At 62.2% G+C, this 19,660-nt stretch carries 18 protein-coding genes and 1 pseudogene; 14 read left to right on the top strand and 5 right to left on the bottom strand.

Annotated features, from left to right (window positions below):
- Positions 1–211 precede the first annotated feature (211 nt).
- Positions 212–649, bottom strand: coding sequence for an NUDIX hydrolase (locus tag SM766_RS17450; RefSeq protein WP_368948584.1), 438 nt, complete (start codon positions 647–649; stop codon positions 212–214).
- Between the two features lie 76 nt (positions 650–725).
- On the opposite strand from SM766_RS17450, the gene hslO reads away from it, so the two are divergent.
- From hslO to SM766_RS17410, 8 genes are all read left to right on the top strand, one after another.
- Positions 726–1,712 carry an Hsp33 family molecular chaperone HslO gene (gene hslO, locus SM766_RS17445; protein ID WP_274829333.1) on the top strand — a complete coding sequence of 329 codons (987 nt, stop codon included), beginning with the start codon at positions 726–728 and terminating at the stop codon, positions 1,710–1,712.
- A gap of 65 nt (positions 1,713–1,777) precedes the next feature.
- A complete protein-coding gene (locus tag SM766_RS17440) occupies positions 1,778–2,350 on the top strand; it encodes a CoA pyrophosphatase (protein ID WP_490363368.1) in 573 nt (190 codons plus the stop codon).
- Positions 2,350–3,513, top strand: a complete 1,164-nt coding sequence (locus SM766_RS17435) for a CCA tRNA nucleotidyltransferase (RefSeq protein ID WP_368948582.1) — start codon at positions 2,350–2,352, stop codon at positions 3,511–3,513. The genes SM766_RS17440 and SM766_RS17435 overlap by 1 nt, the downstream gene beginning before the upstream one ends.
- A gap of 224 nt (positions 3,514–3,737) precedes the next feature.
- Positions 3,738–5,582 (top strand): ABC transporter ATP-binding protein, encoded by a 1,845-nt coding sequence (locus SM766_RS17430; protein ID WP_368948581.1) that lies wholly within the window; start codon positions 3,738–3,740, stop codon positions 5,580–5,582.
- Positions 5,576–7,429, top strand: coding sequence for an ABC transporter ATP-binding protein (locus SM766_RS17425; protein ID WP_368948580.1), 1,854 nt, complete (start codon positions 5,576–5,578; stop codon positions 7,427–7,429). The genes SM766_RS17430 and SM766_RS17425 overlap by 7 nt, the downstream gene beginning before the upstream one ends.
- Positions 7,430–7,507: 78 nt before the next feature.
- The gene (locus tag SM766_RS17420; protein ID WP_368948579.1) at positions 7,508–8,755 is read left to right on the top strand and encodes a class I SAM-dependent RNA methyltransferase; all 1,248 of its coding nucleotides are present in this window, start codon (positions 7,508–7,510) and stop codon (positions 8,753–8,755) included.
- Positions 8,756–8,778: 23 nt separating this feature from the next.
- A complete protein-coding gene (locus tag SM766_RS17415; RefSeq protein WP_368948578.1) occupies positions 8,779–9,576 on the top strand; it encodes an ion transporter in 798 nt (265 codons plus the stop codon).
- 63 nt (positions 9,577–9,639) lie between these two features.
- The gene (locus tag SM766_RS17410) at positions 9,640–10,158 is read left to right on the top strand and encodes a L,D-transpeptidase family protein (protein ID WP_065272064.1); all 519 of its coding nucleotides are present in this window, start codon (positions 9,640–9,642) and stop codon (positions 10,156–10,158) included.
- A 62-nt stretch (positions 10,159–10,220) separates the two neighbouring features.
- Here the strand turns inward: SM766_RS17410 and dalA are convergent, their stop codons facing one another.
- Positions 10,221–10,715, bottom strand: coding sequence for a divisome-associated lipoprotein DalA (dalA, locus tag SM766_RS17405; protein WP_065273655.1), 495 nt, complete (start codon positions 10,713–10,715; stop codon positions 10,221–10,223).
- 167 nt (positions 10,716–10,882) lie between these two features.
- On the opposite strand from dalA, the gene SM766_RS17400 reads away from it, so the two are divergent.
- On the top strand, positions 10,883–11,500 hold the full coding sequence (locus SM766_RS17400; protein WP_065272065.1) for a L,D-transpeptidase: 618 nt from the start codon (positions 10,883–10,885) through the stop codon (positions 11,498–11,500).
- Positions 11,501–11,638: 138 nt separating this feature from the next.
- Positions 11,639–11,821 carry a hypothetical protein gene (locus SM766_RS17395; RefSeq protein ID WP_065272066.1) on the top strand — a complete coding sequence of 61 codons (183 nt, stop codon included), beginning with the start codon at positions 11,639–11,641 and terminating at the stop codon, positions 11,819–11,821.
- 91 nt (positions 11,822–11,912) lie between these two features.
- Here SM766_RS17395 and SM766_RS17390 read toward each other — a convergent pair whose 3' ends face one another.
- The 3 genes from SM766_RS17390 to SM766_RS17380 all read right to left on the bottom strand — a co-directional run bounded on the left by SM766_RS17390 (position 11,913) and on the right by SM766_RS17380 (position 17,000).
- Positions 11,913–14,915 (bottom strand): aminotransferase class III-fold pyridoxal phosphate-dependent enzyme, encoded by a 3,003-nt coding sequence (locus tag SM766_RS17390; RefSeq protein ID WP_368948577.1) that lies wholly within the window; start codon positions 14,913–14,915, stop codon positions 11,913–11,915.
- A gap of 67 nt (positions 14,916–14,982) precedes the next feature.
- Positions 14,983–16,044: a ferrochelatase gene (gene hemH, locus SM766_RS17385; protein WP_368948576.1), complete on the bottom strand. Its 1,062-nt coding sequence runs from the start codon at positions 16,042–16,044 to the stop codon at positions 14,983–14,985.
- 125 nt (positions 16,045–16,169) lie between these two features.
- On the bottom strand, positions 16,170–17,000 hold the full coding sequence (locus SM766_RS17380; RefSeq protein WP_368948574.1) for a methyltransferase domain-containing protein: 831 nt from the start codon (positions 16,998–17,000) through the stop codon (positions 16,170–16,172).
- Positions 17,001–17,014: 14 nt separating this feature from the next.
- On the opposite strand from SM766_RS17380, the pseudogene SM766_RS17375 reads away from it, so the two are divergent.
- From SM766_RS17375 to SM766_RS17360, 4 genes and pseudogenes are all read left to right on the top strand, one after another.
- Positions 17,015–17,744, top strand: a pseudogene (locus SM766_RS17375) (double zinc ribbon domain-containing protein).
- An 86-nt stretch (positions 17,745–17,830) separates the two neighbouring features.
- On the top strand, positions 17,831–18,088 hold the full coding sequence (gene grxC / locus SM766_RS17370) for a glutaredoxin 3 (RefSeq protein WP_065273656.1): 258 nt from the start codon (positions 17,831–17,833) through the stop codon (positions 18,086–18,088).
- Between the two features lie 17 nt (positions 18,089–18,105).
- A complete protein-coding gene (locus SM766_RS17365) occupies positions 18,106–18,936 on the top strand; it encodes a carbon-nitrogen hydrolase family protein (protein ID WP_368948573.1) in 831 nt (276 codons plus the stop codon).
- Positions 18,936–19,373: a MarR family winged helix-turn-helix transcriptional regulator gene (locus SM766_RS17360; RefSeq protein WP_368948572.1), complete on the top strand. Its 438-nt coding sequence runs from the start codon at positions 18,936–18,938 to the stop codon at positions 19,371–19,373. The genes SM766_RS17365 and SM766_RS17360 overlap by 1 nt, the downstream gene beginning before the upstream one ends.
- Positions 19,374–19,660 lie beyond the last annotated feature (287 nt).

The raw sequence follows: 19,660 nt of genomic DNA, 5'->3' as shown, positions 1-19,660 counted from the left end.
ATCGGCTCTTGTTGGGCCGGGCTGCACGCCAGGGCGTGCAGCGGTCATGCTTCTAACGCCACTCATAAACACAACCAACCCTATGGAATCCCACCGCAGCGCGCTTGCGCGCTGCCATGCCCAAGGGGGACCGAAGGCCCAGTGGGCCGTTCAAGTCACGCGCGGGAGTGCCCCCGGGGCTATGTTGTGTGGTGGACGGTCCCCATTTTCCCTACGGGCAGAACCGGGCGGCAAAATGGCGATCCCCGGGGTTGCCGAGGTGCGTTACGGCTTCATCAGCGGGCATCCACAGCGCCTCGTGGCCGGGCTCCAGCGGAGGGCCCAAGCGGCGCAGGGGCCGGGCCATATAGATATGGCAGAGTTTCTCCGCCCAGAGATCGTATTCCGGCATGAAGACGAACCGCCGGAACGCACCAAGGCGACGTGGCGCGGCGATACTCCATCCGGTTTCCTCATAAACCTCCCGATGCAGCGCGGGCAGGGGCGATTCGCCGGGGTCAATGCCGCCTCCGGGCAGCTGGATGTCCGGCCCCGGATCCATCTGGCAGGTCAGCAGCAATTGCCCGTCGCGCGGAAGCAGCGCATAGATTCCGGGCCGCAGCCTGTAGCTTCGCCCCGCTTCGGGCGGCTTTCCAAAACGTCTGATCACATGCGCCCCCTTCACTCCGAATGGCAAAACCCTATATAGGCTCGATATGCCAACCTCCGGCGTGTAAGGAAACCCCATGACACTTGGTTCGAAAATCGCGTGGGACGATACGGTCCTGCCCTTCCAGCTTGATGCCTCGGACATGCGCGGCCGCGTCGCGCGTCTTGACGGCGTTCTGGATGGTATTCTGAAACAGCACGACTATCCGCCCCAGGTGGAGGCGCTGGTGGCCGAAATGGCCCTGCTGACCGCTCTGATCGGCCAGACCATCAAACTGCGCTGGAAACTGTCGCTGCAGGTGCAGTCCAAGGGCGCCGCCGTGCGGATGATCGCCACCGATTACTACGCACCAGAGAAAGAGGGCGATCCGGCCCGGATCCGCGCCTATGCCAGCTATGATCCCTCCCGGCTGGAGCCCGGCCTGCCCTTTGATCAGGTGGGCGAGGGGTATTTTGCCATCATGATCGACCAGGGCCACGATATGCAGCCCTATCAGGGGATCACACCGCTGGCGGGCGGCTCGCTTTCGGCCTGCGCCGAGGCCTATTTCGCCCAGTCCGAGCAGCTGCCCACGCGGTTCAGCCTCAGCTTTGGGAAATCTTCCGAACCGGGCGTCTCCGAACGCTGGCGCGCGGGTGGCATGATGCTGCAACACATGCCCAAGGCGTCGCCCTTTGCGGCAGAACTGCAGGGCACCGGGGATATCCTCAATGCGGCGGATCTGATCCCGGAAGAGACCGCGGAAAACTGGAACCGGGTCAATATGCTGCTGGCCACGGTTGAGGATCTGGAACTGATCGGCCCAACGGTCTCGCCGACCGATCTTCTGGTCCGACTGTTCCACGAGGAACAGCCGCGCGTCTATGATGCGCAGGCGGTGCAGTTTGGCTGTACCTGCTCGGAAGAGCGGGTGCGCAACAGCCTGTCGATCTACTCGGCCAAGGATCTGGAGACGATGACCACAGAGGACGGCCGGGTGACCGCCGATTGCCAGTTCTGCGGCGCCCATTATGATCTGGACCCGAAGACGCTGGGCTTTGAGGCCGAAAACCCGCCGTCCTGATCAAAGCGAGCTGAGCGACCGACAATATGTATGACACTCCCGAGGACCTGAAACAGCGCCTTTCCATGGCCGTGCAAAGCGGCCCGGATGCGGGGTCCTCGGATTTTGACCTCAATCCGGAGATGTCTCTGCCGCAGGCGCGCAAGCTGCGCCCGGCCGGCGTTCTGGTGCCGATCTCGTTGGCCTCAGGTGCCCCGCGGGTCATCCTGACAAAACGGTCTTCTGCGCTCAAACACCACCCGGGGCAGATCGCCTTTCCGGGCGGCAAGGTGGACGAGGGCGATAGGGATGTCACTCATACTGCCCTGCGCGAAGCCTGTGAGGAGATCGGTCTGCCGCAGGATCTGCCCGAGGTTCTGGGCGCGCTGCCGACCCATGAAACGGTCACCAGTTTCACCGTCACGCCGGTGGTGGCACTGCTGAGGTCAGAGTTTGACGTCCGCCCTGAGGCGGGCGAGGTGGCCGAGGTCTTCTCGGTGCCGCTTTCTCATGTTCTGGATCCGGCCAATTACATCATCGAATCGCGCCGCTGGCGGGGTACGCGGCGGCGGTATTACACTGTGCCCTATGGTCCCTATTACATCTGGGGGGCCACCGCACGGATGCTGCGCCAGTTTGCAGACCGGATGCAGAGCTGATGCGGATCGACCAACCCTGGCTGCATGCGCCCGAGACGCAAGCCGTCTGCGCCGCGCTGACAGAGGCGGGCGCGCAGGCGCTGTTCGTGGGCGGATGCGTGCGCAATGCGCTGCTGGGGGTGCCAGTCTCGGATCTTGATATCGCCACGGATGTGCCGCCGGACACCGTGCTGGCGCTGGCCGAACAGGCCGGGATCCGCGCCGTTCCGACCGGCATCGACCATGGCACCGTGACGCTGATCAAGGGCGGTATCCCGCATGAGATCACCACCTTTCGCAAGGATGTGGACACCGATGGCCGCCGCGCCGTCGTTGCCTTTTCCACCGATATCGCCGAGGACGCCGCGCGCCGGGATTTTACCGTGAACGCGCTTTATGCGCGCCCAGACGGCAGCATTGTCGATCCTTTGGGCGGGATGCCCGACCTTCAGGCCCGGCGCATCCGGTTTATCGGCACAGCAGACCACCGCATCTGCGAGGATTACCTGCGCTCGCTACGCTATTTCCGATTCCATGCCTGGTATGGCGATCAGGCTGCAGGCTTTGACCCCGATGCGCTTGCTGCGATTGCGGCTAACCTCGACGGGCTGGGAAAATTGTCGCGCGAACGGGTGGGGGCCGAACTGCTGAAGCTGCTCGGCGCGCCGGATCCGGCGCCTGAGGTGGCGGTGATGCGCCAGACCGGGGTTCTGGGACAGATCCTGCCGGGGGCGGATGATCGCGCTCTGGCGCCGCTTGTCCATCTTGAGGGCGAGGCCGGGCTTTCTGCCGATCCGATCCGGCGGCTGGCTGCGATCAGTGGCGGCGCAGACCTGCAAGAATCGCTCCGGCTCAGCAAGGATCAGGCGCGCAGGCTGGAACGCCTTTATGAGGCTGCAACCGGCACCCTGGGCGCGGGTGAGCTGGGGTATCGGCTGGGCGCGGATCAGGGGCGCGATGCGCTGCTCCTGCGGGCAGCACTGCTCGAGCAACCCCTGGCGCCGGACGCGCTTGCGGCAGCAACTCATGGCAGCGCCCAGACCTGCCCGGTGGCGGCGCGGGACCTGATGCCAGACCTTAGTGGTGCGGCGCTGGGCGCGGCGCTGAAACAGCTGGAATCGGATTGGATCGCTTCGGGGTTTTCCCTGGATCGCGCGGCATTGCTGGCGCGCCTGAACGGCTGAACCTCCGCGAAGTCGCAAGCTGAGACAAAACGGGGTGACAAAAGCGGGTTGGGTGTCTATCCATTGGGCTGTCATGAACGACAGGCACCGGGAGGAATGCTCATGTATTACGGGATCTGGTACAGCTAACGCCGATACCACCCGTTTGTCAGGGGGCCTTGACGGCACCCATCTGACGCATGTCCGCATTCCATAATTTGCTCAAGTGATTGGAGCACCCGCCCATGTTTCGTTTCTTTGAAAACCTCATTGATCCCTATTGTGACTACCCCGAAAAAGACGTGCCTCCGACGCGGCTCTGGCCGTTTCTGCGCGACTATGCCCAGCCCTTCAAACGCGTCTTTGTGCTGACGGCGATGATGTCGGTGGTGGTGGCCGCCATCGAGATCGGCCTGATCTATTACATGGGCCGGGTGGTGGATCTGCTGGGCGGCACGCCTGCTCAGGTCTGGCAGGATCACGGCACCGAGCTGATCGTCGTCGCCCTTTTGATCCTGTTCCTGCGGCCCGCCCTGCAGCTGGTGGATGTGCTGCTGCTGAACAATGCGATCCTGCCCAATTTCGGCACGCTCATCCGCTGGCGGGCACATCGGCATGTGCTGCGCCAATCGGTCAGCTGGTTCGAAAACGATTTTGCCGGCCGCATTGCCAACCGGATCATGCAGACACCCCCGGCCGCCGGAGAGGTGGTGTTTCAGGTCTTTGACGCCATCACCTTTTCACTGGCTTATCTGGTGGGGGCTGCGGTGCTGCTTTTTGCCGCCGACGCGCGGCTGATGCTGCCGCTGGCGATCTGGTTCGCGCTTTATGCGCTGCTGGTGCGCTGGACCGTGCGGCGCGTGGGCCCGGCCAGCGAAGCGGCCTCCGATGCGCGGTCCACCGTGACGGGGCGGGTGGTGGACAGCTATTCCAACATCCATTCGGTCAAGATGTTCGCCCATGACGATCGTGAGCTTTCCTATGCCAAAGAGGCGATCGAGGACGCGCGCACGACCTTTCAGGAAGAGATGCGGATCTTCACCGTCATGGATGGGGTTCTGGTCATGCTGAACGGGCTGCTGATCGTTGGCGTCGTCGGCTGGGCCTTCCTGTTGTGGATGCAGGGCGCGGCTTCGGTCGGGGTGGTGGCGGCAGCAACCGCGCTGACGCTGCGGCTCAACGCGATGACCGGCTGGATCATGTGGGCGCTGACATCGTTTTTCCGCCAGCTGGGCGTGGTGGCCGAGGGGATGCGTACGATTGCCCAGCCGATCACGCTGGTCGATCAGCCTGAAGCGCAGCCTTTGCAACTGAGCGCGGGAGAGATCGAGCTGCGGGATCTGTCGCACCATTATGGCCGCGAGGCAGGCGGGCTGGACAGCATCAGCCTGACCATCAAACCGGGTGAGAAGATCGGCCTGATCGGGCGCTCTGGTGCGGGCAAATCGACGCTCGTGAAGCTTTTGCTTCGGTTCTACGATCCGGACCGGGGGCAAATTCTGATCGACGGGCAGGACATCCGGCAGGTGACGCAAGACAGCCTGCGCCAGAATATCGGCATGGTGCAGCAGGACAGCGCGCTGCTGCATCGGTCGGTGCGGGACAATCTGCTCTATGGCCGCCCGGATGCCAGTGAGGAAGAGATGCTCGCCGCCGCCCGGCAAGCCCAGGTGCAGGAGTTCATTCTGGATCTGGAGGACCCGCAGGGGCGCACAGGATATGACGCCCATGTGGGCGAGCGCGGCGTGAAACTCTCTGGCGGGCAGCGTCAGCGGATCACCCTGGCGCGGGTCATTCTCAAGGACGCACCGATTCTGTTACTGGACGAGGCAACCTCGGCGCTCGATTCCGAGGTCGAGGCCGCCATTCAGGAGACCCTTTATGGCATGATGGAGGGCAAGACGGTGATTGCCATCGCCCACCGCCTGTCCACCATCGCCCACATGGACCGCATTCTGGTGCTGGATCAGGGACGGATTGCAGAACAAGGCAGCCATGACGCGCTTTTGCAGCAGGGCGGCCTATATGCACAATTCTGGGCACGCCAATCGGGTGGCTTTCTGAACGCAGAGGCAGAAGAACAATGCTGAAATCCTTTCTCGACCGGCGTCTCAATCCGTTCCGGCCTGCCGCAGGGCCGCCGCCGGAAACGCTTGTGGCCTTTGCGCGCTGGGCGCTGGCGGGGGCCTGGCCGGTATTGGGGCTGTTCACGATCCTGTCGGTGATGGCCGGCGGTATGGATACGCTCAACGCTTTTCTTCTGGGATTCATCATCGACACGGCGGTTGATGCCGGGCCGCAGGCCTTCTTTGCCGAACATATGCTGGTGGTGGTGGCCTTTGCGGCCTTCTTCCTGCTGTTTCGCCCCGCAATTCTGGGGCTCGGCGCCTTTGCCAATGCGGTGCTGGTGCAGCCTTTCATTTCGCCGCTGATCCTGTCGCGGATCAACACTTGGGTTTTGGGCCAGTCGGTCAGCTATTTCGACGATGATTTTGCGGGGCGCATTGCGCAAAAGCAGATGCAGACCGCCAATGCCATGACGCAGGTCGCGGTCGAGGGGATCAATGTGGTGATCTTTGGCCTTGCGGCGCTGATCAGTACCTTTGCCCTTTTGGGGTCGATCGATTGGCGGATCACCGGGCTGTTTGCGATCTGGCTCATCGGCTATTTCAGCCTGATCCGCTGGTTCCTACCGCGCGTCCGCGAACGCTCGGGTAAGATGGCCGGGGCGCGGGCCATGGTGTCGGGGCAGGTGGTCGACACGATCACCAATATCAAGACGGTGAAGCTTTTCGCCCATGCTGGTAACGAGGAAGAAAGCGCCAAGGATGCCATGGCGGGCTACCGCGATGCTAGGCTGCATCTTGGCACCCTGTCAGCGAGCTTCCGCTTCTGCCTGATGGGCTGCGCCGGTGTTCTTCCGGTGATGATGATCGGTGCATCGTTGCTCCTGTGGCAGGGCGGAAAGGCCAGCGAAGGCGATATCGTGGCGGCGGGCACCATCGCGATCCGGCTGGCACAGATGACCGGCTGGCTCAGCTTTGCGCTGATGGGGATCTACGCCAACGTGGGTGAGGTGGAAAACGGGATCAAGACGCTGGCCCGGTTCGACCGCATCACCGATTCCGAAGATGCCTTCGATCTGGTGGTGCGCGAGGGACAGGTGCATTTCGATAACGTCAGTTTCTCCTATGGCCGCAATATCGGCGGCGTGCGCAGCATCGACCTGACCATCAAACCGGGGGAGAAACTGGGCATTGTCGGGGCTTCAGGCGCCGGGAAGTCGACATTGGTGTCGCTGCTCTTGCGGCTTTACGATGCCGAAGAGGGGCGCGTTCTGATCGATGGGCAGGACATCACTGGCGTCACACAGGACAGCCTGCGGCGGCAGATCGGCATGGTCACGCAGGAAACTGCCATGTTCAATCGCTCCGCCCGCGACAATATCCTGTATGGCCGCCCCGATGCCAGCGAGGCAGAGCTGATCGCCGCCGCACAGAAGGCCGAGGCGCATGAGTTCATTCAGGATCTTGCGGACGGTCAGGGGCGCGAGGGCTATGAGGCGCATCTGGGCGAGCGTGGCGTCAAACTGTCCGGCGGTCAGCGTCAGCGGATCGCCCTGGCCCGCGCGATCCTGAAGGATGCGCCTATCTTGGTTCTGGACGAGGCAACCTCGGCGCTGGATTCCGAGGTCGAAGCCTCGATCCAGACAGCGTTGGAACGGGTGATGGAGGGCAAGACGGTTCTGGCCATCGCCCACCGCCTGTCCACGCTCAGCGAAATGGATCGGATCATCGTGATGGATCAGGGCCAGATGGTTGAGGTGGGCAGCCACGAGGATCTTTTGGCGCAGGGCGGGCGTTATGCGCAGTTCTGGGCACGTCAGTCCGGCGGATTTATCTGCACCGACGAAGACTCGACCGAAGCTGCCGAATAGCAACCGGCGCAAGAGGGTTTGTCTGCCCCGTGCCGTTTGGCTCTTTTGCGCCGGGTCTGCGCAGGCTATCTACGCTGCATGACAGATGCAGCCAGAACCACAGCTACGATCACCCGTCTTGGCCAACAGGGCGACGGGGTCGCCGAAGGCCCCTTGTTCGCCCCCCGCACCCTGCCGGGAGAGGTGGTCAGCGGCATAGTCAGCGGCAGCCAGCTGACCGAAGTGCGGATCGAAACGCCCTCCGAAACCCGCGTGCAGGCGCCGTGCCGACACTATAAATCCTGTGGTGGCTGCCAGTTGCAGCACGCTAGCGATGCCTTTGTCGCCGATTGGAAGGTCGAGGTGGTGAAAACCGCGCTGCGGGCGCAGGGGCTTGAGACCGAATTCCGCCCCATCCATACCTCGCCGTCGCGCAGCCGCCGCCGCGCCACCCTGACCGTGCGCCGCACCAAGAAGGGCGCGATGGCCGGGTTTCACGGGCGTGCATCGGATGTGATCACCCCGATTCCGGATTGCCAGCTGCTGGATCCGGCGTTGATCCGGGCCATTCCATTGGCCGAGGAACTCGCCATGGCCGGGGCCAGCCGCAAGGCGCCCCTTTCTGTCACGCTGACCACATCCGAGGTCGGGCTGGACGTGATGGTGCGCGAGGGCAAGCCCCTGGATGGCTCCCTGCGGCTGGAATTGGCGCGCATTGCTGGTCAGAACGGCGTGGCCCGACTGACCTGGGGGGATGAGCAGGTGCTGATGGAGCAGCCCCCGGTGCAGGCTTTTGGTCCCGCCCGCGTCTGCCCGCCGCCGGGATCGTTTCTGCAAGCCACCAAAGATGGCGAGGCGGCGCTGCTGTCCGCCGTTCAGGAAATCACCAAAGGCGCCAAACGCCTTGTCGACCTTTTTGCGGGATGCGGCACTTTCGCCCTGCCGCTAGCGCAGGATGCCGAAGTTCACGCAGTCGAGGGCGAGCGGGACATGATTGTCGCGCTGGATGCGGGTTGGCGCCGGGCGCAGGGGCTGAAAAAGATCACCTCCGAAGTCCGCGATCTGTTCCGCAATCCGTTGCTGCCTGAGGATCTGAACCCCTTTGGCGCCCATTTCGATGCTGCGGTCATCGACCCGCCCCGCGCGGGTGGTGAGGCGCAGATTGCCCAGTTGGCACAGGCCCGCACGCCGGTCATTGCCTATGTTTCCTGCAACCCGGTGACCTTTGCCCGCGACGCAAAGACGCTGGTCGCTGCGGGCTATCGTCTGAACTGGGTCCAGGTGGTTGACCAGTTCCGCTGGTCCGCCCATACCGAACTGGCTGCCAGTTTCACGCTGGACAGCTGACAGGCACCCAACAGACTGGATTGATGAGCGTGATGCAGACCCTTCGCAAGATCCTGGACAGTCACCGGTTCAGCCGGTTCGTGACGACGGTCATCCTGATCAATGCCGTCACGCTGGGGATGGAGACCTCGGCCGGGATCATGGAGCGGATCGGTCCGATCATCCATTTCATCGACTACCTGTGCCTGTCCATTTTCGTTGCCGAGATTTTGGCCAAGCTTTTGGTGGCGCGGCTGCGGTTCTTTGTCAGCGGCTGGAACGTTTTTGATTTCGTCATCGTCGGTATCGCGCTGGTGCCGGGGGCACAGGGGCTGTCGGTGCTGCGGGCGCTCAGGATCCTGCGGGTTTTGCGGGTCATCTCGGTAGCCCCCCGCCTGCGTCGCGTGGTGGAGGGTTTCATTACCGCGCTGCCGGGGATGGGCTCGGTGTTCCTGCTGATGGCGATCATTTTCTATATTGGCGCGGTGATGGCGACCAAACTGTTCGGTCATAGTTTCCCAGAATGGTTCGGTGATCTTGGCCTCAGCGCCTATTCCCTGTTCCAGATCATGACGCTGGAAAGCTGGTCGATGGGAATCGTGCGCCCGGTGATGGAGGTCTACCCCTATGCCTGGGCCTTCTTCGTGCCGTTTATCATGGTCACGACCTTTGCCGTGGTGAACCTTCTGGTGGGTCTGATTGTGAACTCCATGCAGGATGCCCATTCCGAAGAAGACGACCAGCGCACTGGCGCCTACCGCGACGAAGTTCTGGCGCGGCTGGAGGCCATCGAACGGCGCCTTTCCGACAGTACGGCCGCGGATCAGCAGACAAAGAAGTGATTTCGAGTTCGGAAATTTTCGGGTATTCTGCGCTCTAGGCAGTCAATAAAAACAGGTTCAAAAATGGACAGGCGGTTATTCGGGCTCGGAGCGGTTTCTTGTGCGATGGTTGCAGGGTGCAGCCAGGCTGAGAGCAAGTTCAAAAGCTATTCAGGCCCCGAGGTGACCTCGATCGTGGTCAACAAGGGCGCGCGTAAAATGTATCTTCTCAACAACGAGGATGTGTTGCGCGAATATGAGGTCGATCTTGGCTTTGCGCCGGACGGGGCCAAGCGTGTCGAAGGCGACGGTAAGACGCCGGAAGGCACCTATCTGATCGACCGTCGCAACCCGAACAGCAGTTTTCACCTGTCGGTGGGCATTTCTTATCCCAACTCGGCGGATGTCGCCCATGCTCAATCCCTGGGGAAAAAGCCGGGTGGAGAGATCTTCATTCACGGAGAGCCGAATGACCACAAGGACCGCAAGCGTGCGGCGCGGGTCAAGGATTGGACAGCAGGCTGTATCGCCGTCAAGAACCACGAGATCGAAGAGGTCTACGCCATGGTTCAGACCGGCACCCTGATTTCCCTGCGCCCCTGAGGGCGTCGAAAATCCGCAGCCTGTCCCTATAGCCGGGGCAGAGCTGCCCGGTGAACGGGCTTTTAGTTGCCCATCACCAGCGTCCACCAGATCTTACCGTTGGGTTCCTGGTACCAGGAAAAGCCCATGTTGGTGGCCTTGGGATCCAGAATCACCGCGCGGGTACCGCGGTCTTCCATCCAGGCGGTCAGGGTCTGAAGCTCGTTCTCGTAGGTTTCTGAAATCGCCTCGCCCAGCATGGAGCCGGGGTAGCCAGTGCGGGCGACGCGATCCAGCGGCGAGGACCCGTCTGAGCCGAAGTGCCATGGACGGTTCTGAACCGACATGTCACGCGAATGGGTGGCGGCAGCGGCGTTCAGCTGGGCATTCAGCTGGACCTGCGGGGCAGAGGCCGCCTGGCGCAGCGCATTAACCGAATCGAGCATACGGATCTGTACTTTGTCGGCATTGCGGATCCTGTAGACTGTTCCGCCGCCCTCACCCGTCTGAGGGACCGGAGTGCAGGCCGCAGCAAGGGTAACGAAGGCAGCAGCCAGGATCAGGAAAACACGCGTCATCATGCATCTCGCTCAGTTTCATTGTTCCTGCACTTAGCCTTCCTGAGGCGCAGGTGCAAACCTGCGTCGGCCATTCGGGACCCTTAATCGGCGGTTTGATTTGCGACTGAGGCTTAAGAGCCATAATATACCGCCAGTATTTTGATGTTTACCTGCAGGGAAAGACCATGACCCACAGTCTGTTTGATAAACCGTCCCGGCGCCAATTTCTGGCAGGGTCGGCGGCGCTGCTGTCCTCTCCGGCCCTCGCCGAAGGTGTCGCGCAGGACGAGGATGTTGCCTATGATCCCCTGCGCCCGCCGCCAGAGCCGGAACCGCCGGTCAAACGCAATATCTCGGCCTTCCGCGCCAAAAACTGGAGGCCCTATTTCGATAATCTGCGCAAAGGAGCGATTCTCGTCGATATCGACAGCCGGGCGCTGCATTACTGGTCAGAGGATGAATCGGTCTACAAATTGTTCCCCTCTTCGGTGCCCTTGTCCGATGATCTGACCCGCCGGGGTCGGACTTCAGTCATCCGCAAGGTTGATGGCCCCAGCTGGTCGCCGACGCCGAACATGCTGAAACGGAACCCTGAATGGCCAAAATACATCCCGCCAGGACCGGATAACCCATTGGGATCACATGCTTTGTATCTCAGCTGGAAGTTCTACCGCATCCATGGGACCCACGATACGCGCAAAATTGGGCGGAAATCGTCGAACGGCTGCATCGGGCTTTATAACGAGCACATCGCGCAGCTGTTTCAGCTGACCAAGGTGGGCACGCAAGTGTTGCTAATTTGACGACATTGCCGCACGCGCAAGGCTGCCCTTTTAAACAAGCATTTGCATTCCCGAGGGTTACTTGGTTAGAAAAAAATACGAGATAAGTCTTGGGTGCGTAGGCCATTGTTGTGTCCGACGCGAATTCTGGAGGTTAACATGAAAAAACTCGTTATCGCAGCTGCTCTGACTGCCGCCGCTTCCACCGCTTCTGCCGGCAACCTGGCAGAGCCCGTTATCGAAGCACCTGTAATCGTTGAGCAGGCCGAAAGCTCGTCTTCCGGCATCCTGCTGCCGCTGCTGCTGCTGGTCCTGGTTGGCGCAGCTGTCGCAAGCAACTAATTGCTTCTTGCAAGATTTAAAAAGGCGGTGGTTTTCCACCGCCTTTTTTATTGCCTGCTGGCCGGAAACAGAGTGTCCGGTGGGGCCGCCCTCAGAGGGCGGCGACCTCATCCAGAATAAGTTCGAGCGTCTGCACGATCATCTCCACGTCATCGCTGTCGATGGTCAGCGGCGGACGAATCTTCAGGATGTTGTCCTTGGGTCCTTCGCTGCCGATCAGGATGCGGTGATCGCGCATGCGGTTCTTGACGTATGAACAGATCCCGGTCGCCTCGCTGCCATCTGCGTTGATCAGCTCCAGCCCCAGAAACAGCCCCATGCCGCGCACATCACCGACGCAGGCATGTTTCGCCTCAAGCTGCCGCAGTCCTGCCATCAGCTGGTCGCCCATGGCCTTGGCGTTCTGTTGCAGCCCTTCGTCATCGACGATGTCCAGCACCTCCTTGCCGATGCGGCAGGACAGGGTGGAACCGCCGAAGGTCGAGAAGAACTCCGGCCCCTTGGCGAAACTGTCGGCAATGGCGCGGGTGGTGACAAGAACACCCAGCGGGTGGCCGTTACCGATGGGCTTGCCCATCACCACGATATCGGGCAGCGCGCCCTGGTGTTCAAAGCCGAAGTAATAGTCCCCGAGCCGTCCCAGACCGGTCTGCACCTCATCGGCAATGCAGATACCCCCGGCGGCGCGGACCTTTTCATAGACCGCTGGCAGGTACCCCTTGGGCGGGATGATTTGCCCCCCGACCGAGGGGAAGGTTTCGGCGATAAACCCGGCCAGCCCGTGTCCCTTGTCCTTCAGCTTGGCAATCGCAGGATCGACGAGGTTCGCGAATTTCTGCGCTCGGTTCGCATCGTCGCGTTTGAAGCTGCCGCGATAGTCGTCCGCGACCTCGACCAGTTCCACCCAGTCCGATTGGCCAACGCCGCCCTTGGCGTTGAATTTGTAGGCGGAGATGTCGATCACGCCGGTGGTGTTGCCGTGATAGCCGTGGTCTGGCGTCACTATGCCCTTGGCGCCGGTATGGGCGCGGGCCAGCCGCAGGGCCAGCTCGTTCGCCTCGGTGCCGGAGTTGACGAAGAAACAGACCTCGAACGGGGCTGGCAGTTTCGACAGCACCTTCTCGGCAAAGGCGACCTGCGCGGGGTGCAGGTAGCGGGTGTTGGAGTTCATCCGCTTCAGCTGATCCGCCGCCACCGCCTGAATGCGTGGGTGGGCATGGCCCACGTGCGGCACGTTGTTATAGGCATCGAGATAGGGCCTGCCCCATTCATCGAACAGGTGGTGTTTCCAGCCCCGCAGCAGCATCACCGGATCGGAGTAGGTGAGGCTGAGATTGCCGCCGAAATGCGCGCGGCGCCCTTTCAGGACTTCACCCTTGTCGGTGGGCTGATAGCCGGTCTTGTCATCGGGCAGGTTCATCAGCGCCGCCGGGTTGGGGCAGATTGCGTGCCACAGGTACATCTCGTCCGGGTCACCGACACCGGGCCAGTCGGCCTCGATCCCGTCGGTGGTCATCGCCAGCTGGAAATGCACATGCGGTGCCCAACCGCCGTTCTGGGTGGGATCGCCCAAGCGGCAGAAGGCTTCGCCCCGCGCCACGGTGTCGCCGGGTTTCAGGCGGTCGCAGCACTCCGGATCCAGATGGCCGTAAAGTGTGTAGAAGGTGTCTCCCGCCGGTGTCTCATGGCGCAGAATGATGGTGCCGCCATAGTCGAGGTGATGCGCGCGGTTCTCGACGATGAAGACCTCGCCCGCCAGCGGCGCATATAGGGGAGCGCCCGCCGGGGCAAAGCCATCGACGCCCAGATGCACGGTGCGCCGGTTGCTGGCCTTCCAGCGCCCCTTGCGAAAGGCGGGCGCGGTATAAATCAGCCGGGGTTCGTTGTAATAGCCCAGCCAGATGCCGGTGCCGTATTCCTCGCCGACGCGGGCGGCTTCTTCCAGCGGCATATCGAACGGGTTCTGCGGCCAGGTGGCGTTTTCGACCGAGAGCGACCCCATCGGCACGTCGCTCAGGTCCGCGCCCATCAGGGGAGCGAAATTGCCGCGTTCTGCATTTAGCCATGCCAGCACCCGATCGGCGCCCTCCACCACCGGCAGACCGCAGGCGGCGCGCAGGCGGGCGTTCACCAGCTTGGCGTTCAGGTCAAAGCCTTCGAGGAACCGCCAAGCAGGCGCCTGCGAGATGGTCACGTAAGGATCATCGGGGTTCTCTGCGGCCATCAAGGTGGAGTTCACCACTGAGACCGCAAGCCGTGCCCGCAACAGCGGCCAGATCATGTCTACCTCCGCTGGGGTCAGTGGGCAGGCGGAATGATAGCCGGACACCAGCGCAGCCAGCGCGGCCTCGGGGTCGGGATGGTCCAAAACGATATAGGCGGCCGCGATCGCCAGATCGCAGACGCGCGGCGCGTTGCACATATCGCCAAGGTCGATGAGGCCGGACACCCGGCGCGGTTCGCTGAGTTCTCCCGATACGATGATATTGTAATCATTGGCATCATTGTGGATTGCCTGCTGCGGCAGCTTGGCAAGGTCGGGTACCAGTTCGGCAAAGGCGCCATGAATATCGGTCAGCAGGGCCCTGCGGGCCGGATCGGCAATGCAATCCAGATCATCGGCAATCCACCCGGCCTGCATCAGGTTCCATTTGAAATCCCGCTCAAGGCCCGGATGCTGAAAATCCGCCAGCGCCGCGTCAGTCTGGCCGAGCACCGCGCCAACCTCGTGGATCAGGCTGTCGGATTTCGGTGCCGCCTTGGCATAGCAGCGCCCGGGCAGCTGGTTGATGACCCAGACCAGCCGTTCGGCGCCGGTTTCATCGGCAATCGCGCACATTGCGGCGCCGTTGCTAGCCCGGATCACACGCGGGCAGGGCAGATCCGGCGCGGATTTAGCGATATGGTCGAGGGCCTGCACCTGCATATCGACCAGATCCTGCGCGCAGCCGGGGCGCATGGCCTTGACGATATAGCCGGTGCCATCCGCCGCCAGCGCCAGAAAGTTCAGATCGTATTCGCCATCAAGGCGGGTTAGCTCCGCCTCGATCCCCCAATGTGCCGCAAATGCGGCCGCCCAATGCGCCTGTGTCATAAAACCCCCCGATCCGCCGCTTCGGCGGTAACCCAATATTGGATCCTATTTGAACCGGGGCGCGGCGTTAGTCCACCCAGCCTTTCAAATTCTGTTCGATGACACCGGCCAGTGCGGCGATGTGATCGTCATCATCGTTGAGGCAGGGGATATAGAGGAATTCCTCGCCGCCCGCCTCTTCGAAGCTTTCCTTGATCTCTTCGTTGATCTCTTCCAGCGTTTCGATGCAGTCGGCAGAGAATGCCGGGGCGATCACGGCGATGTTCTTTTTGCCTTCCTTGGCCAGCGTGGCGACGTGGTCGACGGTATAGGGTTTTAGCCATTCCTCGGGGCCAAAGACCGACTGGAAGGTCGTCGTGATCTCGGTGTCTTCCCAGCCAAGGCGTTCCTTCAGAAGGCGCGTCGTTTTCTGGCACTGGCAGTGGTAGGGATCGCCCTGCATCAGATAGCGTTTCGGCATGCCGTGGTAGGATACGACCAGAATATCGGGGCGTTTCTCGGCCTTGGCATAGGCCTCTTCGACGGAACGCGCCAGCGCATCGATATAGGCGGGTTCATCGAAATAGGCAGGAATGGTGCGGGCGGCAGGTTGCCAGGTTTCTTCCATCAGAGCGCGGAAGAACTGGTCATTCGCCGTGCCCGATGTGGCGCCGGCATATTGCGGATAGAGCGGCACGAACAGGATCTTCTGGCAGCCCGCCTTGACCATTTCGCGGACCTTGGACTTGGTCGACGGGTTGCCATAGCGCATGCAGAAATCGACCATGACCTGATCGCCATACCGGTCGGACATCACCTTTGCCATCTTGGCGGTCTGGTCCTTGGTGATGGTCATCAGCGGGCTTTCGCCCTTGTCGTGGTTCCAGATGGATTTATAGGCCTCGCCCGAACTGAACGGACGTTTGGTCAGGATGATCAGCTGCAACAGCGGCTGCCATTTCCACGACGGGCTGTCGATCACCCGCTTGTCCGACAGGAATTCGCTCAGATAGCGGCGCATGGGCCAGTAGCTGTAGTCATCCGGGGTGCCGAGGTTCGCAAGCAGAATGCCCAGCTTTTCCGGCTGCACCTTGGGGTGGTCGGCAGGAGCGTGAACAGGGCATTTTGCAGTTGAGGTCGAATCCAGCATTGATGTGTCCTGTGCGGTTGAGGCTTTGTGTTTCGGCGCAATAGTAATGGCATACGCGGTCAAAGACCAATCGGATCAAATTTGTGCTGCCATCGCGTTTGCCTATCGTCCGCAGTGGCGCGGGCCTAGTCGGGCAGCTTGGTTTCCGGCACTTTCAGGGCATCCGCTAGCCGCATCTGGGCCGAGCCGGGGCGCAGCGGTTTCTGCTGGCTTTCAGAGGGCGACCAGCCGGTCAGGCAGATGAGTTCGAAACTGGCGGGCAGGCGGCCGGTCTCGGTCTCGAAGTGCTGGCGATAGATCTCTTCGGCACGGTGGAACAGGCGGCGCGGGACCGGGCGTTTCAGGCGGGATGTCAGGGCGTTGGTTTCCCCCATGTCCCGCAATTCGCGCATCAGATGCATCAGGTCGCGGTATTCCGCCGTCAGCGGCACCACATCGGCCACCGGCAAGGCGAACCCGGCCCGTTGCAGCAGGGCGCCCAGATCGCGGACCTCGCCCATCGGGGCGATGCGCGGAGACAACCCGCCCAGCACCTCGGTTTCTGCTCCGGCCAGCGCCACGCGCAGCTCCTGCAAAGTCTGCCCGCCCAGCATCACCGCCAGCAGCAGCCCGTCTTCCTTCAGTGCGCGGCGGCACTGGATCAGCTGGCCAACCGGATCATTGGCCCAGTGCAGGCCCATCGCATGGATCACCACGTCATGGGCGCCGGGCTGCAGATCCAGAACATCCTCGTCCGCCACGCAGGTCGCACCGCCAAGGGCACCGTCCCAAATCTCCGCAAAAGGAGACACCACCGCAGGGGCGGTAAAGGTTCTGTTAACCATGCTGAGGCGATCTTCGACCTCGTCCCGTGCCATCTGGTGCAGGAACAGGGCCTCTTGCTGCCGCCGGGCCCGATGCGCTGCCAAAGCCTGCCTGTCAAACAGCTGTGGCTGGTGTTGTGTGTTTTGCGTCATGGGGGGCTACTTAAATGCTGTTGGCGCAGTTTCAAACCGCTGTTTCACTGATCTATCCGCCGCGCTGTCTGGGCTGCGGCGGGCTGGTCGGGCAGGACGCGGGCCTGTGCGGTCCCTGCTGGCGCGAGACGGAGTTCATTTCCGGCACGGTTTGCGAAGGCTGCGGGGTGCCCCTGCCCCGGGGAGAGCGACGGATTTCGCATCGAATGCGATGATTGCATGGCGACGCCCCGCCCGTGGAGCCAGGGCCGTGCCGCGCTTGTCTATGGCGGTAAGGCGCGCGAGCTGGTGCTGGCGCTGAAACATGGGGACCGGCTTGATATTGCTGCTCCGGCGGCAGTCTGGATGGCGCGGGTGGCGGAACCTCTGCTGCAGGATAGTCCGCTGGTCTGCCCGGTGCCCCTGCACTGGAGCCGACTTCTGAAACGCCGCTACAATCAGTCCGCCGTGCTGGCCGGGGCGCTGGCACGCCGCGCTGGGCTGCAATATTGCCCCGATCTGCTGCGCCGCCACCGCAGAACACCGTCATTGGACGGGCGGTCGCGCGCCGAACGGTTCCGGCTGTTGGGCGATGTGATCGGGGTGCCGCCGCGCAAGGCGCCTGCCTTGAGCGGTCGCAACGTCTTGTTGGTGGATGATGTTATGACCTCCGGGGCGACCCTGTCGGCCTGCGCCGATGCCTGCCTGCGCGCTGGTGCGGAAGAGGTGCGGATCGTCGTTCTGGCCCGCGTCACGCATGCGTGACCGCTTTGTCGGGGCCTCTGGCAAAGATTGCATTGCGGCCCCATATCCCTCACAAACGCAAAAACCCGAATATATTGGAGACCTGCATGAAACCGGTGGAAATCTACACCTCGCCTCTGTGCGGCTTTTGCCACGCCGCAAAACGGCTTTTGAACCAGAAGGGTGTGACCTTTTCCGAGGTCGACGTTATGATGAACCCGAAACGCAAACCTGAAATGATCCAGCGCGCGAACGGGGGCCGCACGGTGCCGCAGATTTTTATCGGCGACACGCATGTGGGCGGTTGTGATGAGCTTTACGCGCTTGAACAGGCCGGCAAACTGGATCAGTTGCTGTCCGCCTGAAACCGGAGACCCACCTGATGCGCGCAGCCCTGTTGCAGATGACCTCAAGCGATGATCCAGCCGAGAATCTGGACAGCGTGCGCGCCATGATGGCCACAGCGGTGGCCGAGGGCGCCGGTTTCGTGCTGACGCCCGAGGTCACCAATTGCCTTTCGACCAGCCGCGCGCATCAGAAAGCCGTCCTGCATCGCGAAGAAGACGATCCGACCCTGGCTGCCCTGCGCGACGAGGCCGCGAAACTGGGCGTCTGGCTGGTGCTCGGCTCGCTCGGCATCAAGACCCACGATGCGGATGGGCGCTTTGCCAATCGCCAGTTCCTGATCGGCCCCGATGGCGGGATCGCCGCCCGCTATGACAAGATCCACATGTTCGATGTGGAGGTCACGCCGGAGGAAACCTACCGCGAATCGGATGGTTATCGCCCCGGCACCCGCGCGGTGCTGGCCGAGACACCGTTTGCAAAGATCGGCATGACCATCTGCTATGATGTGCGCTTTCCCCATCTGCACCGGACGCTGGCGCAGGCCGGGGCGCAGGTGTTGACGGTTCCGGCAGCATTTTCCCATGTGACCGGCGCCGCCCATTGGCACACGCTGCTGCAGGCCCGCGCGATAGAGACGGGATGCTACGTGCTGGCGCCTGCCCAGACCGGGACCCATCCAGCCAGCAGGGGCGCATCGCGCCGCACATTCGGGCATTCGCTGGTTGTGGCGCCCTGGGGAGAGATTCTGGCGGACGCCGGGACCGATCCCGGGGTTGTCTGCGTTGATCTTGATATGGAAAAAGTGGCAGAAGCACGCAAACGTGTTCCTGCGCTGACCCATGATCGAGAGTTCGACGGACCCTGATGGAAGAATCACATTCTCTGGCCGTTTCGCTGTTCAGTGAAATCCTGATGGCCGACCAGCTGGCGCGCTCGCGGCTGGGCAAGGCCCTGCCCAAGGGAATGGAACTGTCGCATTTTTCGGTTCTGAACCATCTGGCACGGGCCGGGCTGGAACGCTCTCCGGCGCAGCTGGCGAAGGCGTTTCACGTCACCCGCGGTGCCATGACCAATACGCTGAACAAGCTGGAGATGGCGGGTTATGTGCATATCCGCCCCGACTGGGACGATGCCCGTCGCAAGATGGTGGCGATCAGCCCCGCTGGTCGGCAGGCCCGCGATGCGGCGCTGGCCAGTATCGTGCCGGTGATTTCCGAAGTGGTGGATGAGCTGGGCGGTGAGCGTGTGCGTGCCGCACTTCCGATCCTGCGGGAGTTGCGCAGCAAGCTGGAAGACGACTAAGCGCCGCCCGGCGCGGCCTCCATGCCCTTGCGTTTGCCTGTGCCCCAAAAAGAAAGGGATGCCGTGTAACGGGCATCCCTTCCTCAATTTCCCATCTGGCCGCGTGAGTGGTGGCAGCGATCATTTCGCATTGCGCCGATAGGCCATCGGGTACAGCATTCACTCTGTTAAGGGCCAAGGCCCGGTATCGGTCAGACTAAAACCCAACCGATCGGACGGTTTTATACTAAATCGAGTCAAACGCCAAGTACGCAGAGGGATTAGGTCTCCTATACGAAAGGATAGGA

This window comes from Pseudophaeobacter sp. A-200-2 (genome assembly GCF_041008815.1).
Lineage (GTDB): Bacteria > Pseudomonadota > Alphaproteobacteria > Rhodobacterales > Rhodobacteraceae > Phycobacter > Phycobacter gallaeciensis_A.
The sequence above is the reverse complement of the archived record's forward strand: the minus strand, read 5'-3'. Positions and strand labels throughout refer to the sequence as shown.